Origin of the sequence: Flagellimonas sp. 389 (assembly GCF_018449435.1) — a bacterium.
Lineage (GTDB): Bacteria > Bacteroidota > Bacteroidia > Flavobacteriales > Flavobacteriaceae > Flagellimonas.
Window position 1 is genome coordinate 153,118 of the sequence record NZ_JAHCMU010000004.1, and the last position, 20,730, is coordinate 173,847.

14 protein-coding genes are annotated in these 20,730 nt (G+C 38.2%); 7 read left to right on the forward strand and 7 right to left on the reverse strand.

Annotated features, from left to right (window positions below; translation table 11 throughout):
• Positions 1 to 5 precede the first annotated feature (5 nt).
• Together KIM67_RS05265 and KIM67_RS05270 are read left to right on the forward strand one after the other, a co-directional pair.
• On the forward strand, positions 6 to 1,304 hold the full coding sequence (locus KIM67_RS05265; RefSeq protein ID WP_213830298.1) for a M20/M25/M40 family metallo-hydrolase: 1,299 nt from the start codon (positions 6 to 8) through the stop codon (positions 1,302 to 1,304).
• Positions 1,304 to 2,077 carry an aldose 1-epimerase gene (locus tag KIM67_RS05270; protein WP_213830299.1) on the forward strand — a complete coding sequence of 258 codons (774 nt, stop codon included), beginning with the start codon at positions 1,304 to 1,306 and terminating at the stop codon, positions 2,075 to 2,077. Before KIM67_RS05265 ends, KIM67_RS05270 begins: the two co-directional genes overlap by 1 nt.
• Here KIM67_RS05270 and KIM67_RS05275 read toward each other — a convergent pair.
• Positions 2,070 to 3,545 (reverse strand): helix-turn-helix domain-containing protein, encoded by a 1,476-nt coding sequence (locus KIM67_RS05275; protein ID WP_213830300.1) that lies wholly within the window; start codon positions 3,543 to 3,545, stop codon positions 2,070 to 2,072. The genes KIM67_RS05270 and KIM67_RS05275 overlap by 8 nt on opposite strands.
• Before the next feature lie 126 nt (positions 3,546 to 3,671).
• On the opposite strand from KIM67_RS05275, the gene aceB reads away from it, so the two are divergent.
• Together aceB and aceA are read left to right on the forward strand one after the other, a co-directional pair.
• Positions 3,672 to 5,273, forward strand: a complete 1,602-nt coding sequence (gene aceB / locus KIM67_RS05280) for a malate synthase A (RefSeq protein ID WP_213830301.1) — start codon at positions 3,672 to 3,674, stop codon at positions 5,271 to 5,273.
• A gap of 78 nt (positions 5,274 to 5,351) precedes the next feature.
• Positions 5,352 to 6,629, forward strand: coding sequence for an isocitrate lyase (gene aceA / locus KIM67_RS05285; protein WP_250149159.1), 1,278 nt, complete (start codon positions 5,352 to 5,354; stop codon positions 6,627 to 6,629).
• Positions 6,630 to 7,073: 444 nt separating this feature from the next.
• Here the strand turns inward: aceA and KIM67_RS05290 are convergent, their stop codons facing one another.
• The 5 genes from KIM67_RS05290 to KIM67_RS05305 all read right to left on the reverse strand — a co-directional run bounded on the left by KIM67_RS05290 (position 7,074) and on the right by KIM67_RS05305 (position 14,600).
• Positions 7,074 to 8,456: an exonuclease domain-containing protein gene (locus KIM67_RS05290; RefSeq protein WP_213830302.1), complete on the reverse strand. Its 1,383-nt coding sequence runs from the start codon at positions 8,454 to 8,456 to the stop codon at positions 7,074 to 7,076.
• A 124-nt stretch (positions 8,457 to 8,580) separates the two neighbouring features.
• The gene (locus KIM67_RS18680; RefSeq protein ID WP_256442757.1) at positions 8,581 to 8,712 is read right to left on the reverse strand and encodes a hypothetical protein; all 132 of its coding nucleotides are present in this window, start codon (positions 8,710 to 8,712) and stop codon (positions 8,581 to 8,583) included.
• A 445-nt stretch (positions 8,713 to 9,157) separates the two neighbouring features.
• Positions 9,158 to 9,880: a fasciclin domain-containing protein gene (locus KIM67_RS05295; RefSeq protein WP_213830303.1), complete on the reverse strand. Its 723-nt coding sequence runs from the start codon at positions 9,878 to 9,880 to the stop codon at positions 9,158 to 9,160.
• A 27-nt stretch (positions 9,881 to 9,907) separates the two neighbouring features.
• Positions 9,908 to 11,485: a RagB/SusD family nutrient uptake outer membrane protein gene (locus KIM67_RS05300; protein WP_213830304.1), complete on the reverse strand. Its 1,578-nt coding sequence runs from the start codon at positions 11,483 to 11,485 to the stop codon at positions 9,908 to 9,910.
• Positions 11,486 to 11,495: 10 nt separating this feature from the next.
• Positions 11,496 to 14,600 (reverse strand): TonB-dependent receptor, encoded by a 3,105-nt coding sequence (locus tag KIM67_RS05305; protein WP_213830305.1) that lies wholly within the window; start codon positions 14,598 to 14,600, stop codon positions 11,496 to 11,498.
• 378 nt (positions 14,601 to 14,978) lie between these two features.
• Between KIM67_RS05305 and KIM67_RS05310 the strand changes: the two genes are divergently transcribed.
• A complete protein-coding gene (locus tag KIM67_RS05310; RefSeq protein ID WP_213830306.1) occupies positions 14,979 to 16,007 on the forward strand; it encodes a LacI family DNA-binding transcriptional regulator in 1,029 nt (342 codons plus the stop codon).
• A 45-nt stretch (positions 16,008 to 16,052) separates the two neighbouring features.
• On the opposite strand, the gene KIM67_RS05315 is transcribed toward KIM67_RS05310, so the two are convergent.
• Complete coding sequence (locus KIM67_RS05315) at positions 16,053 to 17,099, reverse strand: GntR family transcriptional regulator (protein ID WP_256442763.1); 1,047 nt, start codon at positions 17,097 to 17,099, stop codon at positions 16,053 to 16,055.
• A 166-nt stretch (positions 17,100 to 17,265) separates the two neighbouring features.
• Between KIM67_RS05315 and KIM67_RS05320 the strand changes: the two genes are divergently transcribed.
• Positions 17,266 to 19,365 (forward strand): bifunctional aldolase/short-chain dehydrogenase, encoded by a 2,100-nt coding sequence (locus tag KIM67_RS05320; protein ID WP_213830307.1) that lies wholly within the window; start codon positions 17,266 to 17,268, stop codon positions 19,363 to 19,365.
• Between the two features lie 84 nt (positions 19,366 to 19,449).
• On the forward strand, positions 19,450 to 20,730 hold the full coding sequence (locus KIM67_RS05325; RefSeq protein ID WP_213830308.1) for a sugar isomerase: 1,281 nt from the start codon (positions 19,450 to 19,452) through the stop codon (positions 20,728 to 20,730).

Sequence of the window (20,730 nt, forward strand, 5' to 3'; positions counted from 1 at the left end):
AACTTATGTCACTAAAGAATCTTCTAACTGTTAGCTGTTTTTTGCTGACTGTCTCACTAGTTGCACAAAATCTTTCAAAAACCGAGAAGAAGATTATAACTTCCGTTGAGAAAAATAATTCCGAAGCTATATCCTTTCTAGAAAAGGTAGTCAATATCAATAGCGGTACACTAAATGCCAAAGGTGTAAAAGAGGTAGGTATGGTCTTTAAGGATGCTTTTGAAGACATCAACTTTCAGACGAATTGGATTGATATGCCACAGGAAATGAACCGTGCTGGACATCTGTTTGCAGAGACTACAGGTAAAAAAGGAAAGAAATTATTGCTTATAGGGCATTTGGATACTGTTTTTGAAGAGGATAGTCCTTTTCAAGCTTTTAAGATGGTAAATGATAGCATTGCACATGCACCTGGTGGCAATGATATGAAGGGAGGGAACGTTATCGTGCTTTATGCATTAAAGGCGCTGCACGAAAATGGATTGTTAAAGAAGGCACAGATTATCGCAGCCTTTACCGGAGATGAAGAAAGTACCGGAAAGCCTTTAGAAGTTAGTAGGAAAGATTTGATCGATGCAGCAAAACGCAGTGATATTGCTTTGGGTTTTGAAACTTCTACAGGTTTTAATTACGCCACGGTCGCCAGACGGGGTTCTTCGGGTTGGGCGGTCGAGGTTAAAGGTAAACGAGCACATTCCTCTGGAATCTTTAATGAGCGAGTAGGAGCGGGAGCCATATTTGAGATGTCGCGCATCTTACATCAATTTTATACCGATGTCAAAGGTGAAGATTTGCTCACGTTTAATCCCGGTACTCTTTTAGGAGGAACTTTTGTCAATTTTGATGGTGCAACAAGTAAAGGCGATGTTTTTGGGAAGACCAATGTAGTTGCCCAAAAAGCTATAGTACGGGGAGGATTGCGTTTTATTTCGGAAGAACAAAAAGAAAGGGCACGAGAAAAAATGCGAAATATCATATCCAATAATCTTCCACACACTTCTGCTGAAATAACCTTTACAGATAGCTATCCAGCAATGGGGCCAACAGAAGGAAACAAGGCGCTTTTGAATGTTTTAAATAAAGTAAGTCTCGATTTGGAACAGGGCGAAGTTTTGGCGTATGATCCGGGGAAACGCGGTGCGGCAGATACATCCTTCGTTGCCGAATATGTAGATTGTCTAGATGGTTTGGGAGCTATGGGCACTGGGGCGCACACCCCTGAAGAAACCGTAAATCTAAATACAATAGAAGCTTTAACTAAACGTACGGCAATCTTAATCTACAGACTTATCAATACAAACTAATGATAACTCTAAAAAGCGAAAATAGTACGGTCGGTATTGATGACGGGGAATTGGTTAGCTACGTTGTTAATGGTCACGAATTCATCCATCAAAAAGGAAGCCCGGGTTGGAGAAGTTCGGATACGGAGATGTTTCCTATCATTGGACCGGTAAATGAAGCAAACTTTAACGTACAGGTCTCCAAAGGAAATGCTACACAAGATCAGCACGGTATTTTACGGGAATTGGAGTACAAACTTGTTTCCAATACAGAAACTTCGGCAGTCTATAAAAAAGAGTATAAAGCTGGAACGCCCATTAAAAATTCCAAGTATCCTGAAAAATCGAATAAGCAATGGTTGATGTGGCCTTTCTCTTTTGGTTTTGAAAAGTCATTCAACCTGAACAGAGAAGTACTGGAAGTCACATTTATTATTACAGGCGAACGTGATATGCCTTTTATGTTAGGGTACCACCCGGCATTCAAACTTCATACGGATAATCCGATAATAGTTGCCGGTGAAAAGGAAATCACATTGGATGAGGTTCTGGCGGTTGGGAATAGAGCTTTGCAGGTTGCCAATTGTAAATCCATCATATTAAAAGACAAAAAATCCATTACCATTGAAACCGAAGGCTTTGAACATTTTATGTGTTGGACGGAGGTAAACAACATGGTCTGTATTGAACCCATTACTTTTTATCCCTATGCGGTTGAACAAAGTAAGCTGCACGAAGGATTTCAATATTTGAAGGATTCAGCCCGATTCAAAGTAACTTTGAAGGTCAACTGAATTTTTGTTGTAATTCATCTACAGCAGCTTCGGTCATGGCATTTTTTTCTTGTTCGAGCAAGATTGATGCAGGTGCCATTCGCTCGGCACAATCCGCAATAGCGCATCTTTCGCAGGTAACACCCACATTATAGGTTTTGATTGCTTTGTCGTCCAGAAAACTTACTTTTCGCTTCAGTTGGTCGTTAATGAGCAATCCAATGCCCACGCTTCGGTACATGTCTTTTTTAAATGGATCTTTGGTGGCAGAAGAAAAAATTAAATATGAGAATTTATCATCTGGATAGTGGGAAATCTGTACTTCAATATCATGCTCAGCATCTGTTTTTTCAATTTTTTGTAGTACGCGAACCGAAGCCCATCTGCGACAGTACTTTTCATTGGTCTCATTGCCGTGGGGCGAGTGTTGATGGGTAAGATGAAGTTCTTTGGTGATATCGAAGTGTTGACTCCCTTTTAGATATGCAAATCGCAGGAAAAATATATTCTCCATCTGATAATCGGCAGGCAATAGGTTTGTCAATCGTTGATATAAAGACTCAGGAGACGCATTGAAGCGCTTTGTCATTTTAGCCAAAAACGTCTTGTCGAACTTTGGCTTTGCCAAAAAATCGTCCAGATTACGTTTGAGCAATTGCCTGGGGATGATCAGTGCACCCGCAAAGTAAGAGGCATACAGATTGTTGAGTACTTGGTCAAAATTTTCAAACTTGATCCAGGTAAACGTATACAAACGTTCTGTGATTTTTAAATAATTATAACCGATTTCTTTAGCGTAAATAAAAGTACGTTGTGCCTCATCTACATGGTCGGCAACTAAAAGTGTCTTTGTTTTAGGAACAAAAATAGAACGTAGATTATCCAACTCCCTATAGGTGATCAAGTCTTCATTATTTATTGTGTAGCCGTATTCTTCAACTAGGATCTCTTCCAGCTCAGATGAAGAGACGGACTTTTCCATATTGATATGGTATGCTTTTGCAAAATCAATAACAGCACTTTCCAAATCTGGAAAAAAGTTTTGATTTGCTTCTTGGTACGAACGTAGGGAAGCAAGATAAAAGCTTTCCTTACCAAAATCATAGTGTTTTGCAATTTCAATAATGGTGCTGATAAAGGCATTTACCTTGGTCGGCGCATTGGCAACAATATCGATAAGGTCACTTTCCTTAATCCCAAATAAGTGCAGTGGCAACTCCTTTAATACTTTGGATTGCAATATTTCCCCGACGGGAGCTAGGTTTTTATCCAGCTTTAAGGATACCATTTTATCGTAAGGCACCTCTAGCTTCTCTGCAAGCAGGACAATTTTATCGGTTTTTGGATACTTTTTTCCTTTCTCGATTTCGTTCAGGTAGGATTTGGAAAGTCCGGTAAGCTTAGAAAGCCCGAATAGTGATAGGTTTTTCTTTCCGCGTATTTGTTTGAGTTTTAGCCCAAAAATTAGTTTGATGTATTCTTCTTCCATTTTTCGCAATCAAAGATAGTATATTTTGCGAATATTATAAAAATAGCGATTATATTATATTTAGCGAACGTTCGCTTGTTTTTGAAAAAACTTTGTAGTATCCTTGTATGTCTAAAATAGTTAGTTATGGAAAAAGCATTGATTACCCCAGCGGATTTACAATTCTCAAAAACGGTGACGAACTATTATCCTGAATTGCTAATGGACGGAGCATTGGAATTCTTGATAGAGTTGCATCAAAAGTTCAATAAGGAACGGCTACAGTTATTACAGGAACGTTTAAAACAACAGGTGCTATTTGATGAAGGGGTCATGCCATCATTTCCAAAAGAAACAGAAGAAACAAGGAAAACGGATTGGTGCGTAAAGTATATACCCGAAGATTTACAAGACCGTAGGGTGGAGATTACAGGTCCAGTGGAACGAAAAATGGTCATAAATGCCTTGAACTCTGGTGCAAAAACGTTTATGGCGGATTTTGAGGATAGCAATTCACCTACTTGGGATAATTGCTTGCAAGGTCAGCAAAACCTGATTGATGCGAACAAAAGAACAATATCGTTTTACGATTCCAAAAAAGATAAATCATATCAACTTAATGATGAAGTGGCTGTGCTTTTGGTAAGACCTAGAGGACTTCATTTGAACGAACGCCATATTTTGATCAACGGTGAAGAGGTATCTGGAAGTTTGTTTGATTTTGCACTCTATGTCTTCCATAATACCAGAACCTTAATGGAACGTGGGTCGGCTCCCTATTTTTATCTGCCAAAACTAGAGCATTATCTAGAGGCACGATGGTGGGATGAGGTCTTTTCGTTTTCAGAAGAATACCTAAGTGTTCCGGTAGGTACATTTAAAGCTACGGTATTGGTCGAAACCATAACAGCAAGTTTTCAGTTGGACGAGATTATCTATGAGCTTAAAAATCATATTGTTGGGTTAAATTGTGGGCGTTGGGATTATATTTTTTCATATATAAAAAAGTTTAGGAACCATCCTGAATTTATCCTTCCCGATCGTGATCAGGTAACGATGACCGTGCCTTTTATGGATGCTTATTCAAAATTAGTGATTCAGCGTTGTCACAAAAGAGGTATTCTGGCAATTGGTGGAATGGCAGCTCAAATTCCAATTAAGGGCAATCCTGTAGCAAATAAAATTGCTTTGGAAAAAGTACGTGCAGATAAAGAACGTGAGGTCAAAAATGGCCATGATGGTACATGGGTGGCCCATCCCGGATTGGTAAAAATAGCTAAGGATGAATTTGATACTCATATGAAAAGAGCCAATCAACTACACGTATTGAGAGAAGGAGATAAAATATCCGAAGAAGATTTGATAGCCGTGCCAAAAGGAACGATTACCGAGAAAGGAATTCGAAAAAATATCAATGTTGGCATATTGTATCTAGAAGCATGGCTTAGGGGAAATGGATGTGTGGCACTCTACAATTTAATGGAAGATGCGGCAACAGCAGAAATTTCACGAACCCAAATATGGCAGTGGCGCAAGTTTAATGTGCTATTGGAAGACGGGCGCAAGTTTACGGACAAGCTGTATGCCAAGATTTTTAGGGAAGAAATGGATAAAATTATTCATGTGGTAGGGGAAGCTAATTTAGGTGCCACCAAGTTTGAAAAAGCTTTCAAGTTGTTTGATAAACTAGTTAAAGCCAGAGAGTTTGAAGAATTTTTAACGCTTAAGGCCTATCAGGAAATAGAGTAATCAAAATAGAAATAAAAAAATCCCAAGAATGGGCGAACATTACCTGGGATTCAAGTTCAAAATTGAAAAATTAAAATTATGGAAAAAAAGGAGAAAGTCCAAGCATTACTTACGGATTGGATGGTAAACCCAAGGTGGAAAGGTGTTGAAAGACCTTATACGGCTGAAGAAGTCATTAAATTAAGGGGTTCTTATGAAATTGATTATTCTATCGCTAGAATAGGAGCTGAAAAATTCTGGAAGCAACTCAACAGTAAGGATTTTGTCGCTGGTTTGGGAGCTCTTACAGGTAACCAGGCCATACAAGAAGTAGAGGCTGGGTTAGAAGCAATTTATTTAAGCGGTTGGCAAGTGGCTGCAGATGCGAATTTGGCCGGTGAAATGTACCCGGATCAATCATTGTATCCTGCCAATAGTGTTCCAATGGTGGTTAAAAGAATCAATAATGCACTTTTGCGGGCAGATCAGATTCAAACGGTAAACGAAACCGAGGATAAAAAGGATTATCTAGTACCCATAATCGCAGATGCCGAAGCCGGTTTTGGTGGAAATCTAAACGCTTTTGAATTGATGAAATCCATGATTGAAAGTGGGGCGGCAGGTGTTCATTTTGAAGATCAGTTAAGTTCTGCAAAAAAATGTGGGCATCTTGGAGGCAAAGTGCTGGTGCCTACCCAAGAAGCAATCAATAAATTAATTGCAGCAAGATTGGCTGCCGATGTAATGGGAGTTCCCACATTGATAATAGCTCGAACAGATGCGGATGCCGCTAACCTGCTTACAAGCGATATCGATGAAAGAGACCACGAATTCATTACAGGGGAACGTTCCCCAGAAGGTTTCTTCTATGTAAAAAATGGCTTGGAACAGGGCATTAATAGAGGATTGAGCTATACACCGTTCGCAGATTTGATCTGGTTGGAAACCTCTACACCCGATTTGGAACAGGCAAGAAAATTTGCTGAGGGCATTCATGCAAAATATCCCGATAAAATGTTGGCTTACAATTGTTCGCCTTCTTTTAACTGGGCTTCCAAGCTATCTAAAAAGGAGATGGAGACTTTTAGGGAAGAATTAGCAGGGATGGGCTATAAATTCCAATTTATAACCTTGGCAGGCTTTCATGCATTGAACACAAGTATGTTCGAGCTGAGCAAAGCCTATAAAGAAAAAGGAATGGCGGGGTATTCTGAGTTGCAAGAGCGAGAATTTGCTTTACAGAAATATGGTTTTAAGGCTGTTAAACATCAAGGTTTTGTTGGCACCAGTTATTTTGACGAAGTTCAAGATGTTATTACTTCGGGGAAATCAAGTACAGTTGCTATGAAAGGAAGTACCGAGACTGCCCAATTCTGAGGTATTCTTTGTTAGTTGGTTGATAAAATGCCCCTTTTTGGGGCATTTTTTTGATGCTAAATCTTAATTGTTAAAGAAATCACAATTTTTCCATGCTTCTAGCCGTTATAATAAGTATCTTAGTAGGAGTAATTTTACGAAATACGCTTACATGTTCCGAAAATTTATTGAGAGAGTAGGGGTTATGAACTGTATCATGCTCCTAGTGGTAGTTTCGATAATTATCGTCTCTGAAACACTTTTCCTTCAAGGAAAAAAACTGGATGCAATTTTTATTGCATTTTGGGCACCGACCATACTTGGTTTTATGAATTACTTGAAATACAAAAAGTAATGGATTTTGTTCTTATTTATTCCATTATTGTCGCCATAATCTTTCTGATTTGGCTGCTTTTTGTTGTGCGCATGTACAAGAAAATCAAAGATTGACCGCACGTTGTTTTTTCAAACGGAGAAAACGGTAAGTTTTTCGATTGCACTACTTTTTTTCAATAAATAAGAATTTAATATCCTATCTGTTTCAACCGTATTCTTTTGAGGAATTATAAAAGCCTCAATATCAGCAATAGACGAAACTTCTAACTGGTTATCTATAAATCCATAACCCTTATAGACTCCAGAGTCAATAAGCACAACTGCATTTTCTTCAATATTCCTACCTTTCTCCTTAATAATGCGCACTTCGGATTGTGAAGCTTTAATGCTGGAAATAGCAGCTTCCACTTTTGCATTATAGTCGGTCACAGCTTCTTTGGAAGCACAAATACCTTCGCAAGAGTTCAAAGTGTGGTGTGAACAAGATGAATGGGTCTCTTGTAAATGGCAATATTTGGGACATAATGCAAATACTTTACATAGTTCTTCCAAATAAGCCCTACAATCTGTTTGGTTATAAAAAACCTTTAGCGGTCTGGGTACAACTTTACTACTGTTGTAGGCCAGGTGCAAAACTCCTTTACGATCTTCATAAGTAAAGATGGCGTATTGTTTTACATTTCTTTTTTGAGCTCTGTTGTATATGGGATAGTGGGTCTTTATATCGGTTGATTCCATGAGAAGGGCAACCAACTCACTTCCCGAAAGTTTAAAATCGATATTTGCGGTTTCACTGCACATTTTGATTTCTCTGTTGCTCTTGTCATAAAAATGGCTCAAAACCCTTTTCTTTAGGTTTTTTGCTTTGCCCACGTAAATAATCTCTTCCTGTCGATTTTTGAAGTGATAGATTCCAGGCTTTTGGGGAATATTATTAAAAACGACTTTTGGTAAATGCGGTGGTAATGTTGCTTCTTGACTTCTCGAATTCAAGAATTTTTTAAAGATATCTTGAGCATTCGGGGCATTTATCAGTTTTTTAAAAAGCAAAACTGTAGCGTGTGCATCCCCTCTTGCCCTGTGCCTATCTGCCAAAGGAATATTTATGGCCGAACATAACTTGCCCAAGCTATAAGAATGTAAGCCTGGAATCAGATTTCTAGACAAGCGAACCGTACAAAGCTTTTTGCGAATAAAATCTACGCCAGTTTGCCTAAATTCTTCTTTAATGACACCATAGTCAAAGTTTACGGAATGTGCTACAAAAATGCAGTCTTTGGTAATTTGTTGAACCTTTTCTGCAATCGTTGCAAATGTTGGGGCATCTCTAATCATTTGGTCATCAATCCCAGTAAGTCCCGTAATAAAATAGGGTATGGGGGATTGAGGGTTTACAAGCGATGTGAATTCGTCCACGACTTCTTCACCATCAAATTTGAAAATGGAAATCTCGGTTATCTTATTTCCCCTAATACCGTTTCCGGTGGTTTCTATGTCAATTATGGTATACAAATCCTTAATACAATTCTTGATTGAATTTATGGATAATGTAAAAAGCCACCAAACGGTAGCTTAAAATAATAGTGCTGGGATTGGTCGGTTTTATCTCAAACCAATTTGTCTTACATGATTTTGATTACAAAAGCGTTTCCCTATTCAAGACGGCCATGATAAAGAAAATTGTGACAGAGATGATGAAACAGCTAATGGCAGCGGTCATATTATCGGGAGTAAATTCTTTCTTGATATTTTTTAGCAGTATTCTCATTGGGGTTTTATTTACTGCAAAGTTGTTGATGCTTCGAATAGTATCATAAAGCAATCGTTTAAGGAAAAAAAGATGGGGTGAAAAACAGGAGTAAAGGATTTTATCGAAAATTATATCTTTTCATCTAGTTTATAATAATCGGATTTTTCGATAGCGTTTCATAGTATGAACTCTGCTTGGTAACAATAAGAAAGACACCTTAAGTAAAGTTGTTAGGATTATGTAAAGTTCTATGGAAGACTATAACTTACCCATTAAACAACCCTTAAACAATAGTTTTGAGAGAGTTTTGAATATGCGCACTGAATAGGTTACTTTCCCTTAATGCAAAAGTACTCTCCAAAAATATAACCTAAGTATGCACTCACGACAAAATCCTCCATAGTACATTTACAAGCTATAGAGGATTTAATGCTAACTCAAAAAACTAATTCAACTCATTTTATTAATTCACGTTTGGTGCCGGATAAGGTTCATTTCTAACTGGGTCGTTAATGCTGTGCCCGATACCGTTACTAAACACGTAATTATAATTTCGTAATCTTTCGTTATTATTGTTGCCTGTCGCAGTAGATGGTAATGGTGCGGGAGATGTATTGACATCAATACGCAAGCGGTCGTCTCTCCTCAAAATTATTTTGCCAGCTTCACCAGGAATCAAGGTTTGAAATTCATAGTTTACGTTAAATTCAATCAAGGGGTCATTTTGGGTGATATAGGTAGTGATAATATGGTACTGCAAGATTAGACGTAGTACTTCCACATCTGCCCGTGCCATTATTTGGGCTGGTGTTTCTCCCTCGGGAAGGTCATCTTCTCCTAAACCGGTTACCAAATCGATAACATTACCATTACCTAAAAAAGCATTGTTATTAAGCATTAAATAGGTCCTGTCCGAATTAGTACTATTGTATTCCTCTACCATGCCGGCAGCTTCTATGGCAGCAATCAAATAGTTGAATCCATCCCCACTGAGTTCACCTTCAGAGTTAAGCCTTCTTGCTGGTTCCGAGTTTAAAAATTCCCAAGCGGTTATGTCCGCATATGGGTCGGAAAGGTCAACATCTGGCTCAAAAACGAACCTTTCTTGCAAATCTAAATCGCAGCCAAACAAAAACATGGTAAAGCTCGCAAATGCCAAAAATTTTATAATTTCTATTTTTTTCATTGTTATTAGTTTTGTTTATGTTGTGATTTAGTAACCTGGCGTTTGGTCCAACAACGGATTTTCTATTAAATGATCATCAAAAATTGGAAACAAAAGCCTTTCTTGGGTTAAAGGTATACCTCCAGTGAGTGTGTCAAGTATAGGGTTCATTAGCTCAATTGCTCTATTGGTTCTTCTAAGGTCCCACCATCTTTGGGCTTCGCCCAAGAGTTCCAATTGACGCTCATCAAGGATAAAGAGCTCGCGTTCATCTTCCGTAGCTCCAAATTCAATAGTATCTACTAAAGGAAGTTGCCTGGCCGTTCTAAGCTCGTTGACCAACTCCAATGCTCTGGTAAAATTTCCTAAGCGGTTCTCCACTTCTGCTAAGTACAAGATTATATTGGCATAGCGGTACAGCACTATATCGCTATCATCTAAGCTTGCGTTATAATTTGCTTTGTTGTATTTGGCCACTCTCGCATTACCTAAACCTTTTGATTCAAGGTTTATATAATTCTCTCTAGAGAGGTAATAGCGAAAATCACCATAGACGAATTCTTCTTCACCTTCTTCGTTTACGGTTGTTAACACTGGATCGGTATCCGGGTATTTGGTCACCCAACCTAAAGAGTCGATAGGGAATTTTTCCCTCCATTTATTTTCTAGAGCAGGTGAAATAGTGTAAGAGGGTATACCTGCAAAAAACAAAGAATAAATACCAGCTCTATTTCTATTGCCTTGGCCTGCGTCTTCATTTAAACTGAATCCTATTGACATTATTAGCTCTGGACCTTCCTGTACTTTCAGGGGTCCATTACTTTCAGAGGTAGGGTCAAAAACATCGATATCATCATTAAGGAAAAGGTTCTGCCATGCTTCGGCAGACGTTACCAAACTAAACTCATTACTATCAACAATTTTTAACAATGCTTCCCGAGCGTTTACATCATCGCCCAAAAAGCCATAGACTTCTGCTTGCAGCCCCCAAATACTGGTTAAAGAAAATCGATATTGAGCTGTGAGCAGGTTCATATTTTGCTCAGCTGCCAACATATCTGGTATTATAATTTCATTGATAATGGTTTGTGCATCTGTTCGCGCTCTTTGTAGCTCTGGTCCGGCAGCAACTACGGGTTCTGTGAAAAGAGGTACCGCTCCCCAAACCCTAACAGCTTGAAAATAAGCGTATGCTCTCATCGCTTGGGCCTCTGCCAGAAGATTTGGGTCAAAGCCATCAATAGTTGGGATATTGGCTATAGCATAGTTTGCCCTATTGATCATATCATAAAAGTCGTTCCACCGTATAACATTTTGATTGCCCGAAGTAATATCATTTGTAGTCAATTCTATGTTATCGGCATTGGCACCATCATTTCCGTTGATATAGCTATCTCCTCGAAACTCTCCCCAGTAATAGTGCTTTAGTCTAAATGTGGGTTGCATGGCATCATACATTCCTATGATAGCCACAAGAGCATCGTTATTATTTCTAAAAAAATTATTTGGATCTATTTCACTTATTGGTGACTCATCCACCAATTCATTACATGATATCGTACCTATGAAGACCATAACAACCGGCAACATTAATGCGATATATTTTTTTATATTTTGAATTTTCATCGTTGTTATTTTAAAATTTAAGATTAAGACCTAAAATTACCTCACGATCATTGGGAAACCTTAAGTTGTCCACCCCGGGTTCCAATGGATTGCCCCGAGTACCCAATTCTGGATTAAAACCTGTATAATTTGTCCAAGTCAATAAATTGTTGCCAGATATAAAAAATGAACATTTTTTAAGAAAGCTTATTCTATCCAATATCTTTTGTGGCAAATCATAGCCTAATCGAACAAAACGTAGTTTTATAAAACTACCGTCGGTAACAAAAAAGCTGTTGGGCGTATCTCTATTTTGTGGTACCCTGGTTAACCTAGGGTATACTGTAACATCACCTGGGTTTTGCCAAGCACCTTCAATACGGTTTGGGCCAGGGGTTTCGTTTGAAGAATTCAAATCATTACGTAATTCATCCCATCTTCTCCAAAGATCGTTACCCAAGGTAAAATCAAAAAGGAAGCTCAAGCTGATATCCTTATACCTAAAATCATTTGAAAAACCACCAAAAGCTGTTGGCAATCCATTACCTATTATCTGTCTATCCTCGGTGGTGATGACAAAATCACCATCCAAATCGTCCCAGATAATATCGCCACCTTCGGCTATCCGCCCATCATTTCTGATCTGATTGACATTACCCGTAAATTCAGAACCGTTCAGAGTATAATTCACAAAATCCCCTGTACCGTTAAAGTTGGGGGTGAGTTGCACACCATCATCGGTATAGGCATTGGATTCATCGTATTGATAGACACCAAGATTTTTGAAGCCAAAAATATTACCAATAGGCTGCCCCTCTTCAATTAAATAATTCCCTGATTGAAATGAAGTACCTTCAAACAGTCTAGTTACCTCATTTTCTTGAAAGCTTATATTGAAATTCGTGTTCCAACTAAAGGTTGGTGATTGTATGATACCGCCACCAATATTAATATCAATACCTTGATTACGTACAGCGCCGACATTCTGACGGATTCCATCAAAACCAGATTCTTCGGGTAGTGGAACACTTGCTAACAAATCTTCCGTGTCTTTTCTCCAAACATCGAAGTTGATGGTCAGTCTGTTTCTAAACATACCCAAATCAAATCCAAGATTAGTGGCATTGGTACTTTCCCAGCTAAGATTAGGATTTCCCAATCGAGTTGGTGCTACACCACTTATACCATCATAGACCGCTCCTGGTTCAAAGGCTGAAGTAAATTCATAATCGCCAATTCTGTCATTACCTGTTTCACCATAACTGGCACGCAATAATAGGTTATTTAAAGTATTGTTTCCTTGCAAAAAAGGTTCATTGCTTACACGCCAACCAATGGAACCTGATGGAAAATAACCAAATTCTTGATTATCACCGAATCGGGAAGATCCATCTCGTCTTAACGTGGCACTGATTAAATACCTATTATCAAAATCATAATTAAAGCCTGCAAAAAGTGAAAAAAGATTACTTCGCGTATTAAAGGTTTGATTAGCATCAATACCTAGTCCATCTGGATCTACGTTATTGAAGGTTTGAATATCTTCAGAAACAAAGAGCGCGTTTGATATACCAAATTCCTCTTGATACCGCTTTAGTATTTGCATACCTGCAAACGATGAGACGCTGTGTCTTCCAAACTTATTCGTGTAATTCACAAAGTTCTCTTGTTGAATATCATAATCGATGCGATCTCTGAAACTTGCCAGTGGATTGGTATTTCTGGGGTTTAACACCAACAAGGGTTGAAAATCGTTGTTTCTCCTTAATCGAAAGTTAATACCCAAGGTAGATTTGATGGAAAATGAAGGAGTTATTTTATATTGGGCAGAATTGAAACTTTGACCTCTCCAGGTTCTTAACTTAAGTTGACGTAAACGCGCCTCTGCTACGGGATTTTGACGACCTGCAATTTCCGGCGTCAAATCACCATTGGGCTCAAAGATTGGAAAGTAGGCGATTCGTTCTACCAACTGTTGGAATACCTGACCTTCACTAAGTCCACTGAACTCTTCAAATGAAGCGTTAAAATTTGAACTAAGTGCTAACTTTTCATTCGGTTGAAAGTCAAGTTTTAAACGTGTGTTTATTCTTCTAAAGTTACTATTGACGACAATTCCATCTTCGTTTAAAAAGCCCGTATTCCAATAAGCACGTACTTTATCACTACCTGCACTCACAGCAACGTTCACCTGGTTCCTTGTACCAGCTCTGGTAATCAAATCTTGTAGGTCGAATGAATTTCTAAGCAATAGACTTAAGGAATCCCTCTGGTTACCTGTAGGATTTTCTCTTTGCGACTCCGTTCTACGCACATCTTCGTAAAACAATCGCTGTCTCGTATTGGCTACTGGAATCGCTCCATTTAAGGTGTTAATACCAGTTACAACATTTACATCGATACTTACATCCCCGGCCTTACCGGATTTAGTAGTGATCAGCACAACACCATTGGCTCCTCGAGTTCCATAAATGGCAGTTGTAGCACCATCTTTTAAAACTTCTAATGAGGCAATATCATTAGGGTCAATGTTGTCTATATTATCCAACTGTTGTCCATCTACCACATACAATGGTCCCGTACCACCAGCGCTAAAGGTAGAAGTACCTCGCACTCGTATATCAAAACCACCCCCAGGCCCACCGTTTGTTGCAATTTGCACCCCTGCCAAACGACCTTGTATTCCTTCAAAAGCATTTGTTGGAGTCACTTCGGCAATCTTTTCAGATTTAACGGTAGATAAAGCACCAAGTACTTTTTCGCGGGATACGGCAGCATAACCAATTACCACGACCTCGTCAAGGTTCTGGGTGTCTTCCTCAAGAGTTATGTTCATGGTAGTGGCATTGACCGTGACCTCTTTGGCATTGAATCCGATGTAAGAAAAGACCAAAACCCTGGAGCCTTGCCCTATTCTTATGGAGTAATTACCATCAAAATCGGAAGATACTCCATTTGTCGTTCCTTTTTGAACTACGTTTACCCCTGGAAGAGGTTCTCCGTTGACATCCGTCACCGTTCCCGTTACGGCCTGTATCTGAGCAAATGAAGATGAGATGGAAAATATACATAATACCATCGTCACCATAAATGCCGAACCAGCAAACCGGAATCGTTTGTTAGACTTTTTTTTCATTTCAAGTTTAGTTTTGTTATTGTTTAATACATTTTTGGTTTAATGACTAAACGCCATTATTACTTAGAGTTGATAAAATACAATCGATTGTATTATTGATTTTAATAAAAATTACCTCGTCCAAAATAGAATAACATCTATCTTTTACTATCCTGTACCATCCTGTTTTTTTGATATTTTATAGCTAATCTCTTCTTGATTTTTATTATATCATAATTCTTAGCAGCAAAAATTGCTGAAATTATAGTTTTAAATGTTTTCCCGATAGTGGAAAAAATTATTATTACTAGGATTAATCAAAAGCAGATTTAAGTTTGAATTATCGGGAATTAGCTAATAAATTTGTATTTATACAATCGTTTGTATTAAAATTTTCAAATGAAAAAAGTTACAATACACGAAATAGCAGAAATCTTAAATATAGATAGTTCTACTGTGTCTAGAGCTTTAAATGATAGTGATAGGGTAAATTCAAAAACTAAGAAAAAAGTTCTGAAGAAAGCTGAAGAATTGGGATACAGACCTAATTTATTAGCATCCAACCTAAGACAGAACAAGAGTAATACCATTGGGGTTGTAGTACCCAGAATTTCTAGAAGTTTTTTCTCATCAGCAATTGCAGGGATAGAAGAAATGGCACATAATGCCGATTTTAATGTAGTTATTTCTCAATCCTTGGAGAAACATAAACGTGAACAAAAAATAGTAAATAACCTTTTCTCAAATAGAGTAGATGGAATTTTAATCTCAGTTTCTATGGAAACCGAAACAAGTTCCCATTTAGAAATTTTAGAACGAGCTGGTGTACCCTTTGTTTTTTTTGACCGCCATTGTTCCGATATGAGGAACAGTAACAAGGTTTTGATAGATGACTTTGCAGGTGCTTATGAGGCTGTGAGTCATCTTATTCGAAATAACTGTAAAAGAATCGTTCATTTTTCTGGCCCACAAACCTTAGAGATTTATAAAAATAGATTGGCTGGGTATAAAAAAGCGTTAGAAAGTTATGGTATCCCTTTTGACCCCAAACTTGTAATTACGTCGAACTTAATGCAAGAGGATGGGAAAAGGATGGCAGGAAAACTTATAAAAACTGAGTCTGCTATAGATGCTATTTTTGCTGCAAATGATTTAGCTGCAATTGGAGCCATGAAATATTTAAAGAGTATTGACAAGAAAATACCAGAAGATATCGCTATAGTAGGCTTTAGTAATGAACCTGTTTCTGAAATGATTGAACCTTCATTAACAACGTTAGATCAATTAGGTTTTGAAATAGGTAAAATATCTTGCAGTTTATTGTTGGATAAAATTCAGGTTAAGGATAATGAATCGGAAAATAAAACTATAATTCTAAAACCCAATTTAATTATTAGGGATTCATCACAAAAAAAAGGTAGTCTTTGAATATTCTAAAAAACGTTTGCTAGTTCCAAAACTTCTTCTCTTGTACTAAACCGAAAACCTGTCAATGAAGTTGAATTCATTTTTAACGTTAATTGATTTGTTTTTCAGAATCATGTTGGCAGCTTCCTCACCCATTTTTTTAAAGTTTGTACTTATGACCGTAATCCCCAATAACTCTTTTAATGGTGTGTCATTGTATGAAATAATACCGATATCCTCACCTAGTTTATAATGCCTATCCCTAATCTGCTTTACCAGATTAACAAGATCTGATTCCTCAATGATAATATAAAGATCTTTCAACTGCAGTTCCATACCGTCATATATCTCATAAAGAATTTCGTAATCTATGTCATGCTGAATACAAAATCTTTTAAAACCAGTTACTATTCCTTTTGGGTAGGGGTAAATGGCCTTATTTGGGTATACGAGTATAATTTTTTTATAATTTTTTAATTTTTCAAAACCGGTAGTTAATGCATTAAAGATATCTTCAGTAAAATCTTGATAGATTCTACCCGCCTCCTTGGATAAACTTTTAAGATTACGGTCCATAATGATAAGTTTTCCATTGGGAATTGCATGAATAGCTTTTAGGATGTCATCGGTACAGCCCATATGCTGTAAATTTTCATTTTTAAAATGAGGCATTATTACATAGTAGTCATATAAATTCTTTTTCTTCTCAAGAATATCGCTGAAGACTATCGGTTCGCAATGGTAAATGTCAAGATCCACCTTTGCATTCGCACCTAACGTATTAACAAAAGAATTGAAAATACGCATCTTATAAGTACTCAATTTGTTGATGAGAAAAAGAACATTTGCCTGAATGGATAAGTCAGTTTTCGCGATATAGTATCCTTTGCCTTTTACGGATACAATAATATTTTGTTTTTTTAAAAGGCCATAGGCTTTTTCAACAGTATCTCTCGACAACAAATACTCCTCACTTAGCTCATTGATGGAAGGTATTTTTTCCCCCATACCTAGACTACCTTTGTGAATACTCTTCAGTATCGAATCCATTACTTGTTTGTATTTTGGAATTCTCGAGTTGGTGTCTATTTTTATGTATTCCAATCTTTCCAAGGTATTTATTTGTAGATTATAAAATGTTGTTCGAATATATTCTAAAAATTTAGAAATGGACAAAACATAATTTTGTTTTTGTAAAATTAGCTATCAGCATAGTACAGGATGCTTTGTCTTTTCCCATGGTATATTTTCGTTATCGGTACATTTAAAATCAATACCAATGCAGGTTAAAACATATAAGCATGTAGACTATCTCTGGGATGATGCACATGCGGCAAATCTAGGTGATGACCAAGTGCAATTATTTCTTTATAGATCTAATATTCTTGGAGCAGATTTACGAATCACTAACTATGGAGGTGGTAATACAAGCTGCAAAACCATTGAAAGAGATCCCCTGACCAACGCAGAGGTTGAGGTAATGTGGATAAAAGGTTCAGGAGGAGATATAGGAACGCTTACCAAGGCAGGGATTGCAGGTTTATATACGGAGAGATTACGGGATTTAAAAAGTGTTTACGGAGGCCTCTCCGATGAAGACCGTATGGTAGGTCTCTTTAACCATTGTATCTATGATTTAAAGAGTAAAGCACCTTCCATTGATACACCATTGCACGGTTTGTTGCCCTTTAAACATATAGACCATCTTCATCCGGATGCACTTATCGCAGTAGCTGCTGCGAAGGATAGCGAGAAAGTTACCAAAGAAATATGGGGCGATACTATGGGCTGGGTTCCATGGCAGAGACCAGGTTTCGATTTAGGTCTACAATTGGAGAAATGTTTGAATAAAAACCCTGATATACGCGGAATTGTTCTGGGAAGTCATGGTTTGTTTACATGGGGGGATACTTCATACGAGTGTTATCTTAATAGTCTTGAAGTAATTGAAATGGCCTCTGAATATATTGATAAAAAAATAAAAGAGAACGGTAGCGTGTTTGGCGGTCAAAAAATAGAAAGCCTTCCTAAGGAAGAGCGTTCCCAAAAAGCAGCGCAACTTCTTCCTTTATTGAGAGGGTTGTGTTCATCGGAAAACCGTATGATAGGTCATTTTACGGATAGCGATATTGTTTTGGAATACATCAATAGTAATGATTTGGAACGATTGGCTCCTATGGGAACTTCGTGTCCCGATCATTTTCTGCGAACCAAGATTCAACCTCTAGTTTTGGACCTAGATAGGAAAGCCGACTTATCAGATTCCAAAGAAGTCCTTAAAAGCTTAGCGCCCGCGTTTACTAAATATAGACAAGAATATAAAGAATATTATGAAAGCTGTAAACATGATAACAGCCCAGCAATGAGAGACCCAAATCCGGTTATTATTATTTATCCGGGTGTTGGAATGTTCAGCTTTGCCAAAAATAAGCAGACCACGAGAGTAGCAAGTGAGTTTTACATAAATGCGATTAATGTAATGCGAGGTGCGGAAGCAATAACCGAGTACACATCCTTACCGCGACAAGAAGCATTTGATATTGAGTATTGGCTTTTGGAAGAAGCCAAACTACAAAGAATGCCAAAAGAAAAACCATTATCCAGAAAAGTGGCTATTGTAACCGGAGCGGGCGGTGGTATTGGTAAGGCTATTGCCGATAAATTAGCTGAAGAAGGTGCCAATGTGGTCCTGACCGATATTGCAGAAGATAGACTGAAAGAAGCGGTGGAAACTTATGGAAGAGATACGGCAAGTTACGCCGTATGTGATGTTACTGACAAAAACTCTATTTCTGATGCCTTTGAAAAAGCCTGTCTGGATTTTGGTGGTGTTGACATTGTTGTCCACAGTGCAGGCTTGGCAATTTCGAAACCTTTGGAAGAGACCACTGAGAAGGATTGGGATATCCTTCAAGATGTTTTGGTCAAAGGGCAATTTGAATTGGCCAAACAAGGTGTTGCCATCATGCGAAGTCAAGGTCTTGGCGGTAATTTTATTAGTATTGCAAGCAAAAATGGATTGGTCTCTGGGCCAAATAATGTAGGCTACGGGACATCGAAAGCGGCACAACAGCATATGGCGCGCTTACTTGCCGCAGAACTTGGTAAAGATAAAATAAGAGTAAATGTCGTCAATCCAGATGGGGTTATTGTGGGGAGCAAAATTTGGGAAGGTGATTGGGCAGAAGGTCGTGCAAAGGCCTATGGAATCTCAGTTGATGAACTGCCGGACCACTACGCAAAAAGAAATTTACTTAACGAAATAATTTATCCTGAAGATATTGCAAATGGCGTTTTCGCCTGTGTAGCTATTTTAGATAAGACTACCGGAAATATAATAAATGTGGATGGTGGAATGGCCAACGCATTCGTAAGATAGTTTGTTTAGTTATTTTTTTTCAAGCTTCTATGGGTGAATGCCTGTAGAAGCTTATTTTAAACAAAAAAAGGAAAGAAATCACTTATGAGGATAAAAGAGAGTCAAATTAAAGAAGTCAATACCCAACATCTCTTGGCACATGAGAACAGATTAAATGCATTGGGTGCTGTTTTATCGAAACAAGGAAAAGATGTGAACGCCATTGTCCAAAAGCTTGAAGATTTTCAAGTTGCGGTTCCAAGTTGGGCACTAGGTGCAGGTGGCACAAGGTTTGGTCGCTTTGGTTTTAAAGGAGAGCCTAGCCGGTTGGAAGAAAAAATCGATGACGTTGGGTTGCTTCACAAGTTGACACAAACTGCGGGTGCAATATCGCTCCATATCCCTTGGGACGTTCCTGAGGATTATGTTGCGATAAAGGAATTGGCTTCCTCTCATAACATTCTGTTCGATGCAGTGAACTCCAATACCTTTCAAGATCAAAAAGTAGCGAAAGAAAGTTACAAATTTGGATCACTTTCCAATACAAGTAGCGTAGTTCGTGACCAAGCTATAGCGCATAATATTGAGGTCATGGAAATTGGAAACAAACTGGGCTCCAAAAGCCTAACGGTATGGTTGGCGGATGGTTCAAATTTTCCCGGGCAGAGTAATTTCCAAACTGTACTTCAGCATACAGAAGACAGTTTAAAGGAAATCTACAAAGAGTTACCCAACGATTGGAAGCTTTTTATAGAATACAAACCTTACGAACCCAACTTTTACAGCACTGTTATTCAAGATTGGGGCACTTCCTTTATGCTTGCAAATGCTTGTGGTGATAAGGCTTATAGCTTGGTCGATTTAGGCCATCATTTACCCAACACCAATATAGAGCAAATTGTTTCTACTTTGATGATGAAAGGAAAACTCGGTGGCTTTCATTTTAACGATAGTAAATACGGAGATGACGATTTAACCGTAGGTAGCGTAAAACCTTATGCCCTCTTTTTAATTTTTAATGCGCTGGTCTATGGGATGGAAAACAATCCACAAAACCCGTACCCCGCATGGATGATAGATGCAAGTCACAATATCAAAGACCCCTTAGAAGATTTGATACAGTCGCTTGAGGCGATTCAAGAAGCATATGCAAAAGCGTTATTGGTTGACCAAAAACAATTGTTAGAGGCGCAACAGCAGCATGATGTGGTGAAATGTCAGGAAATTCTCCAAGATGCATATCGCACCGATGTTAGACCTTTGCTCGAAAAAGCAAGAATCAATAGGGGAGGAGCCTTACGACCGATAGAGGCTTATCGTTCTTTGGCTGTACGCCACCAGTTGATACAGGAAAGGGGTGAGGATTCGGTAGCTTCGGGCTTATAA

Bases quoted from the DNA above. Each gene is read 5' to 3' on its own strand.
- KIM67_RS05310 (WP_213830306.1), top strand. From the start codon at position 14,979: ATGAAAAAAGTTACAATACACGAAATAGCAGAAATCTTAAATATAGAT.
- aceB (WP_213830301.1), top strand. From the start codon at position 3,672: ATGGAAAAAGCATTGATTACCCCAGCGGATTTACAATTCTCAAAAACG.
- KIM67_RS18680 (WP_256442757.1), bottom strand. From the start codon at position 8,712: ATGAGAATACTGCTAAAAAATATCAAGAAAGAATTTACTCCCGATAAT.
- KIM67_RS05305 (WP_213830305.1), bottom strand. From the start codon at position 14,600: ATGAAAAAAAAGTCTAACAAACGATTCCGGTTTGCTGGTTCGGCATTT.
- KIM67_RS05320 (WP_213830307.1), top strand. From the start codon at position 17,266: ATGCAGGTTAAAACATATAAGCATGTAGACTATCTCTGGGATGATGCA.
- KIM67_RS05270 (WP_213830299.1), top strand. From the start codon at position 1,304: ATGATAACTCTAAAAAGCGAAAATAGTACGGTCGGTATTGATGACGGG.
- KIM67_RS05295 (WP_213830303.1), bottom strand. From the start codon at position 9,880: ATGAAAAAAATAGAAATTATAAAATTTTTGGCATTTGCGAGCTTTACC.
- KIM67_RS05265 (WP_213830298.1), top strand. From the start codon at position 6: ATGTCACTAAAGAATCTTCTAACTGTTAGCTGTTTTTTGCTGACTGTC.
- aceA (WP_250149159.1), top strand. From the start codon at position 5,352: ATGGAAAAAAAGGAGAAAGTCCAAGCATTACTTACGGATTGGATGGTA.
- KIM67_RS05300 (WP_213830304.1), bottom strand. From the start codon at position 11,485: ATGAAAATTCAAAATATAAAAAAATATATCGCATTAATGTTGCCGGTT.
- KIM67_RS05325 (WP_213830308.1), top strand. From the start codon at position 19,450: ATGAGGATAAAAGAGAGTCAAATTAAAGAAGTCAATACCCAACATCTC.
- KIM67_RS05275 (WP_213830300.1), bottom strand. From the start codon at position 3,545: ATGGAAGAAGAATACATCAAACTAATTTTTGGGCTAAAACTCAAACAA.